General features: G+C 74.4%; 4 protein-coding genes. 2 read left to right on the forward strand and 2 right to left on the reverse strand.

The window, feature by feature from the left end:
* Nucleotides 1-49 precede the first annotated feature (49 nt).
* Both BGP03_RS14890 and BGP03_RS14895 read right to left on the reverse strand, forming a co-directional pair.
* Entirely contained in the window at nucleotides 50-1,378 is a 1,329-nt protein-coding gene (locus tag BGP03_RS14890) for an FAD-binding oxidoreductase (RefSeq protein WP_298796380.1), read from the reverse strand.
* 73 nt (nucleotides 1,379-1,451) lie between these two features.
* Nucleotides 1,452-4,298: a BTAD domain-containing putative transcriptional regulator gene (locus BGP03_RS14895; protein ID WP_298796382.1), complete on the reverse strand. Its 2,847-nt coding sequence runs from the start codon at nucleotides 4,296-4,298 to the stop codon at nucleotides 1,452-1,454.
* A 397-nt stretch (nucleotides 4,299-4,695) separates the two neighbouring features.
* Here BGP03_RS14895 and BGP03_RS14900 point away from each other — a divergent pair, with 397 nt between their 5' ends.
* Nucleotides 4,696-5,193, forward strand: coding sequence for a hypothetical protein (locus BGP03_RS14900; RefSeq protein ID WP_296376082.1), 498 nt, complete (start codon nucleotides 4,696-4,698; stop codon nucleotides 5,191-5,193).
* Nucleotides 5,190-6,947, forward strand: a complete 1,758-nt coding sequence (locus BGP03_RS14905; protein WP_298796384.1) for a DUF5671 domain-containing protein — start codon at nucleotides 5,190-5,192, stop codon at nucleotides 6,945-6,947. Before BGP03_RS14900 ends, BGP03_RS14905 begins: the two co-directional genes overlap by 4 nt.
* Nucleotides 6,948-7,483 lie beyond the last annotated feature (536 nt).

Raw genomic sequence — 7,483 nt, forward strand, 5'->3', positions numbered from 1 at the left:
CCCGACCGTCCCGGCCAGGACCGACACGACCGGCTTTTTCAGGAGCGTCCTAGCCATTCGCCGGCGCCACGTTCTGGTTGAGACGCAGGACGTTGGCGGGGTCGTAGCGGCGCTTGAGCCCGGCGAGTCTCGCGTAGTTGGGTCCGTAGGCGGACCGGATCCGGTCGGGCCCCTCCACACCGAGGTTGTTGACGTAGACCCCGTCCTCCAGGTGCGGTTCGAGCGCCTCGAACGCCGCGCGCGCCCAGGCGACGTGCGCGGCCGTGAGCGCCGGGTCCGTCCACTGGGACAGGATCAGCAGGTCGTACTGCGCGGCCCGGTGCGGGAAGGCCGTGGCGTCGACCGGCACCCGGCTCGCGGCGCCGCGCAGCCCCTGCAGTCCGATGCCGGTGGCCGGGGACGGGATGGTCGGCGCGAGGTCGAGGAGCGTGTCGAGCGCGGCGTCGGTGAGGTGGCGCAGGTAGCCGGACTTCCAGTAGTGCTGCCGCCCCAGCGGGTAGCCGGCGTCAGGCGCCCGCTGCCAGTCGAGGAAGGGCAGCACGGTGATCGAGTCCTCCAGCGGCGCACCGAACGCACGCAGCGGCGCCAGCACCCGTTGCCCGGCGGCGGGGTCGCCGCACCAGGAGACGACGAGCGTCACCGTCGGCTCGCCGGTCGGGCCGATGCCCAGCGACGCCGCGCTCACCAGCTCGTCGGGGGCGGTGGCCATGAACTCGTGGTGGTGAGCCAGGACCTCGCGCGCAGCGCACCAGGGATGGGTCAGCGCGCCGGCGAGGACGGTCGCGACGGGGTGCAGCCGGTAGTGGAACGACGTGACGACGGCCAGGTTCCCGCCGCCGCCGCGCAACCCCCACAGCAGGTCGGCGTGGTCGTCCGGTCCGACCCGCAGGATCTCGCCGTCGACCGTGACGACGTCGGCGCCGATCAGGTTGTCGCAGGCCAGCCCGTGACGGCCGTTGAGCCAGCCCAGACCGCCGCCGAGGGTCAGACCCGCGATGCCGGTGCCCGACATCACTCCCAGCGGGGTGGCGAGACCGTGGGCCTGGGTCGCGCCGTCCAGCTCGCCGAGCAGCAGACCGGCACCGGCGTGGGCCACGCGACGGTCCGGGTCGACCGACACCGCCTTCATGCCCGACAGGTCGAGCATGATCCCGCCGTCGCACACGGCGTTGCCGGCCACGTTGTGTCCGCCGCCGCGCACCGAGAGCGCCAGGTCGTGGTCGCGGGCGTAGCAGATGCCGCGTGCCACGTCGGCGGCGTCCCGGCAGCGGACGATCGCCAGGGGGTGCCGGTCGATCATCGCGTTGAACACCGCGCGGGCGGCGTCGTAGCCGGGGTCGCCGGGCCGGAGGACCTCGTCAGCGATGTCGGTGGTCATGTGCGTCACCACGGCCGTCTCCCTGCCTCGTCGTCGTCGGCGTCCGAGTCTGGTCGGCCCGGCTAACCGCCGGCTAATCGCCGCCCGGGGGCATCCCGATCTCGGCGCGCAGCGACGACGCGGACCGAACCAGTTCCGACGCCTCCGCCGGTTCGCCGGCCGCCGACGCGACGGCGGCGAGCCCCTCCAGCGCGGCGGCGGTACTCGCCCGGTGCCCGATCCGCCCGCTGAGCTGCAGCGACTCCGCGTAGGCGGCACGCGCCTCCGCGGTCCGGCCCGCGCGCAGAGCGATCGCGCCGGCGAGCTGCTGGGCCGATGCCTCGCCCTCGCGGTAGCCGACACCGCGGTACAGCTCGAGAGCGTCCACCACGAGCCTGCTCGCCTCACCCTCGTCCCCCCACTGGTGCTCCAGCGAGGCGAGGACGTCGCGAGCCAGCCCGCGCGCCAGGCTCTCGCCGACGCTCTCGGCGTGCGCCAGCGACCGGCGCCCGACCGCACGGGCGGCATCGGGCTCGTGCCGGTCACGGTGCAACCGGGCCAGCTGAGCCTCGGCCATCGCGGCGCCCCAGACGTCCCCGCCGTCGAGGGAGGCGCCGATGCCGTCCTCGTAGCGTTGCTGGGCACGGTCGAAGCGGCCACGGGCCCAGTCGACGGTGGCCAGCAGGGCCAGCGCGTCGCCCTCCGCCGCGCGGTCGCCGCCGCGACGCGCCAGCGCGAGCTGCTCCGTCGCGAGGTCCACGGTCGCGGCGAAGTCGGCCCGGCCCAGATGCAGCAGCGCGCCCGCCGACAGCAGTGGCAGCCGCAGCGCCGGCCGGTCGGCGCCCACCGACTCCAGGGCGGCGTGCACCCAGCGCAGACCCTCGTCCCGGGCTCCGCGCAGGTCCCAGTAGTGCCACAGGCAGCTCACCAGCGCGGCACCCCGGTCGGGGTCTCCCCCCGCCCCGAAGCACCACTGCAGCGCAGCGCGCAGGTCGAGCCGGTCGGCGTGCAACTGCTCGAGCCACACCCCCGAGCCGGCGACGAACAGGTGCGGTTGCGCAGCTCGTGCCCGGTCCAGGTGGTACGCGGCGTGCCGGTCCTCGAGCGCGCAGAGCGTCGACGGGTCGAGCTGCCCACGACCGTAGGCGCGCACCGTCTCCAGGAGCCGGTAGCGGGCCCCGCCGGCGTCGTCGTCGTCGAACTGCACCAGGGAGCAGGTCACGAGCCGCACCAGGAGCAGGGCGACGTCACCGCTCACCCGGTCCGCGCAGATCGCCGTGGCAGCCGCGAGGTCGAAGGCCGCGGGGAACACCGTCAGGCAGCCGAAGATCGTTCGCTCCGGGTCGGTGAGCAGGTCCAGGCTCCAGGCGAGCGTGGCGGCCAGGCTGCGGTGCCGGACGTCCGCGGCCCTGGTGGCGGACTCGAGCAGGGTGAACCGGTCGTCGAGCCGCCCGACCAGCTCGTCCAGGGGCATCGCGGCGGCACGTGCCGCCGCGAGCTCGATCGCGAGCGGGAGCCCGTCGAGCCGCCTGCACACCTCCCCGATCAGAGCGGCGTTCCGGGCCGTGATCGCGAAGCCCGGACGGGCCGCCGCCGCCCGGGCGGCGAACAGGACGACCGCCTCGCAGGAGGCGACCTGCTCCCAGCTCTCGTCGACCGCCGGGGTCCGCAGCGGTCGCACGGGATGCACGTGTTCGCCCGGCACACCGAGCGGTTCGCGACTGGTCGCCACGATGCGCACCTCGCCAGTGGCGGCGAGCAGTGCCTGCACGAGACCGGCACACGCGGCGATGAGGTGCTCGCAGTTGTCGAACACGACGACGGCGGGCTGGGCGGACAGCGCCGAGGCCAGGGTCCGGGCGAGGGGTTGACCGGGCTCGGCACGAACCCCCACGGCCTCGGCGAGGGTCTCCTCGATCAGCGCCGGCGCCGTCAGCGGGGCCAGGTCCACGAGAAAGGTGTCGCACTCACCGCGCTCGGCGAGATGCCGTCGCACCTCACTGGCGAGACGGGTCTTCCCAGCTCCCCCGACGCCGGTCAGGGTCACCAGCCGATGCCTCTCCATCTGCAGCACCACATCGCTCTGATCACGCGCCCGGCCGACGAGAGAACCGACCGGCGCCGGCAGTGGGGTGCCCCGCCCTGCCGGCCGGGCCGGTCTCGTGCGGGTGTCCCGCATCTCCTCGCCGTGACGCAGGATCGACGTCTCGAGTCGCTGCAGATCGGCTCCGGGCTCTACCCCGAGGTCCTCGACCAGGGCCCGTCGCAGGGTGCGGTAGGCGGCGAGAGCATCAGCCTGGCGGCCACAGCGGTACAGCGCGATCATCAGTTGCGCGCACGCGCCCTCCCGGAGCGGGTCCTCGTCCATCACGGACTCGAGCGCGGCGACGACGGCGTGGTGGTGTCCGAGCCGCAGCTCCGCCTGCGCATGCAGCTCGACGCACTCCAGGCGCAGCTCGTCCCACCGCACCGCCGCAGTACGGGCGAACGGCTGGCCGACCCCTTCCAGCGCGGGCGCGCGCCACTGGGTGAGTGCCTCGGAGAGGAGCCGGGCCGCACGCTCGGGCGCCCCGTCGACGAGCTGCCGCCCGGCGCCGAGCAGCCGCTCGAACCGGACGGCGTCGATCTGCTCAGGAGCGATCTGAAGCGCGTACCCGCCGCCCTGGTTGACGAGCACCGCAGGGGCCGCATCACGCCGATCGGGCTCGAGGACCCTGCGGAGCCCTGCGACCGCGCCGTGCACCATCGTCGCCGCCGTCGGTGGAGCCGGCGCGGACCACAGCATGTCGACCAGCCGCTCCACCGACAGGCTCACTCCACGGTGCAGCAGCAGAGCGGCGAGCAGCGCACGGCGCCGTGCACCTCCGACAGTCAGAGAGGTGCCGGCGACGTCCAGCACGGCCACGGGGCCGAGGACCCGGTACTCGATCGGGATCGACATCGGTGCACCACCTCCCGCTGACCAGCCTGCATCCCGGCCGCGGGCGTCACCTTCGTGCGAGGCGGAGCCCGGGTCAATGACGTCGACGGAGCGAACCCGCAGCCGGCGGGAAGATCCGCTGCTGCCCCCACCCGGCTACGGACACGGTTGCCTGGTCTTCCGGCCTCAGGCATCCGCGAACGACCGACGAGACGCGGCGCGCGCACCCGACGCCGGCGACCCTGCCGAGGTCGGCAACGTGGCGGTGGCGGAGTGTGGTCCTGGGACCGGTCGCCCCGATGACGGGCTCCGCCGCCGGATCTTCCTGATCCGATCGGCCCCCGGAGATCGGTCCTTCGCCCCTGCCGGACGGCAGGGCGCGGGCACGACAGTGGACCCGGCCGGACGGAGGCTCGGGATGACGGACACTGATCGCCACAGCGAACGACCGGCGGCACGGGCCGGTGCGGCCCGCCGGCCGAACCGCGTCGTGCTGCTCGCGGTGGTGGTCGTCGCCGTGGTCGCGGCGGTGGCGGGCGTCCTCGCCGCGAACCGGACCGGTCCGGCGTACGACCCCGCGACCCCGGAGGGCACCGTCCAGGCCTATCTCACCGCCGTGATCGACGGCGACCACGACCGGGCCGCCGAATTCCTCGCTGCCGGCGGCCCCTGCTCCGTCAGCGATCTCGACGCCACGTCGTTGCCCGACGGGGTCCAGGTCACCCTGCGGAACGTGCAGGTCACCGGCGACACGGCGCGGGTCGACATCGAGGTCGCGATGCCGTCCGGCGACCTGCTCGGTGGATCGGAGACGTTCGAGAGGCACACCCTCCGGCAGAGCCGCTCGGGTGGCGCCTGGCTGCTCACGGGTGAGCCCTGGCCGCTGTCCGGCTGCCGCAAGGGCGGCCTGACGTGACCGCCGCGCTGCTGGTCCCGGTCCTCCTCGTGGCCGTCGTCCTGCTCGGCGTGCGACGGGCGCGAGGCGAGGACGGGGACGTCCCGGCGGACGGGCACGCCGTCCGGCGGATCTTCCAGTACGCGCTGCTCTACGGACTGGCCGTGGTGGTCGCCGTCGGGCTCGCGGGCCTGCTCGGGCGGCTGCTGGGCCCGGCGACCCTGGCTCGGTCCGACGAGGTGGCGCTGGCACGGGACCTCGCGTTCACCGCTGTCGGCGGCCCCCTGCTCGCCGTCGTGGCCATGTGGTCGCGCCGGACGATCGCCCGCGACCCCGGTGAGGGCCGATCCCTGGGCTGGGCTGTCTACGTCACGGCCGCGTCCCTCACCGCTCTCGTGATGGCCGTGACCGGGGCCGACTCGGTGCTGAGCTGGGCGCTGGGCCTGCAGGCCTACAGCGGCCTGGCGCCGGCCCAGGTGGTCGTCTGGGGCGGCATGTGGGCCACGCACCGGTGGATCGACGGCCGCGTGACGCAGCCGGAACACACCTGCGTGCACCAGCTCGCAGGTTCGCTGATCGGTCTGGTGACGGGCGCGACGGGGCTGGGTGCGCTCCTGGCGGGAGCGCTGCGCGTGCTGTGGGGCCTCGACGCGGGCGACATGCTCCACGGCGGGAGCGACGCCATCCTGCAGGGCCTGGTCACCGCCGTGACGGGCGCGGTGGTCTGGTGGGTCTACTGGCTCCGGAATGGCTCGCGGTTCGAGCGTGAGCCGCTCTGGCACGCCTACGTCCTGCTGGCCGGTGTGGCGGGCGGGGTCGTCACCGCGATCGTCGCCTTCAGCACGCTGGGCTACACCGGCCTGGTCTGGGTGTTCGGCGATCCCGGTGTACGGGTCGCCGCCTACCACTTCGCCGGCGCCCCCGGCCGGACGGCGGCGGTGGCCGTCGGGCTGCTCGTCTGGTGGTACCACCAGGCCGTGCTGCGCAGGGCGGGCGCCGGACGGCGGACCGAGGTGACGCGGGTCTACGAGTACCTGATGTCGGGCGTCGGCCTGCTGGCGGCCGTGGGCGGGTTGACGACCGTGGTCGCGGCGCTCGCCGACGCCCTCGCCGGCGCCACGTTCGCCGGCGGCAGCACCGTCAACACCCTCCTCGCCGGTGTAACGCTGCTGGCTGTCGGCGGGCCCGTGTGGGGGCTGTACTGGCGCAGGATCCAGGCCGCGACCGATGCCGCGGTGGCCGAGGAGGTGGCCTCCCCGACCCGGCGCGTCTACCTGTCGGTGCTCGTCGGGGTGGGCGCCGTGGCGACTGTCGTCGCGCTCGTCGTCGCCGCGTACCTGCTGTTCACCGACATCGTCCGGGGCGGCGTCGGAGCGGAGACCCTCCGCCGGATGCGGTACGCGATCGGCGTCCTCCTGTCCGCACCGTCGATCGCCGCCTACCACTGGAGGGTCCGCCGGACCGGGCGCGGCCGCGCGCCCGCGACGACCAGGACGAGCGGGCCGTCGTACGTGCTGCTGCTGGGGCCGGCCGACCGGGCCACCGCGCAGGACGTCGCCCACCGCACGCACGGCCGGGTCGACGCCTGGACGCGGACCGACGACGACGGCCCCGCGTGGACCGCCGATGACGTCATGACGGCCCTCGCCGACCACCCCGCCGACGAGGTCGTCGTGCTGGCCGAGTCGGGACGGCTGCGCGCCGTCCCCGTCCGGCGACGCGCGGACGCGGACGGGGCCACGCCGGCCCCGTCCGCTCCGTCGCCGGCCGGATGACCGGCCGGGACGGCGTGGGTCACCGGCCACCTCGTCCGCGACATCGAGCCCACGCCCGGGGCAGCATCCTGCAGCAGCGCGAGTCGGTGTGCCCGCGAGACCTGCCGGGCCGTTCCTCGAGCGGCACCTCCGCCCGCGGCTGCAGGAGCGTGTCCACGACATCAGGGATCTCCTCGAACGGCCGGAGCCAGGGTGTTACGGAAGGCCGCATGACCCGCTTGTGAGCTCCCTACGGCCCTGCCGGAGGTCATGTCCGGCCGCACATCCTCGTGGACATGGCTGACAACGAACGCGCACCCGCAGGCCCGGTCCGGGTCACCGCCCAGCGCGACCCGGACCCGAGCCGGGCCCGGTGGCTGGTCACGTGGTTGCTGCTGGTGCCCCGCGTCGTGCTGCTACCCCGCGCGATCTTCGAGTTCAAACCTCGGCGTGCTGCGGTGGGCGTGGCGGGTCGCCTACTACGGCGACGTCGGTCTGATCAGCATGCTCGTGTGCATCGCCGCGGTGGGTCTGCTGTTCACCGGCCGCTACCCGCG

This window comes from Pseudonocardia sp. 73-21 (assembly GCF_001899645.1).
Lineage (GTDB): Bacteria > Actinomycetota > Actinomycetes > Mycobacteriales > Pseudonocardiaceae > Pseudonocardia.

Bases quoted from the DNA above. Each gene is read 5' to 3' on its own strand.
- BGP03_RS14890 (WP_298796380.1), bottom strand. From the start codon at position 1,378: ATGACCACCGACATCGCTGACGAGGTCCTCCGGCCCGGCGACCCCGGC.
- BGP03_RS14895 (WP_298796382.1), bottom strand. From the start codon at position 4,298: ATGTCGATCCCGATCGAGTACCGGGTCCTCGGCCCCGTGGCCGTGCTG.
- BGP03_RS14900 (WP_296376082.1), top strand. From the start codon at position 4,696: ATGACGGACACTGATCGCCACAGCGAACGACCGGCGGCACGGGCCGGT.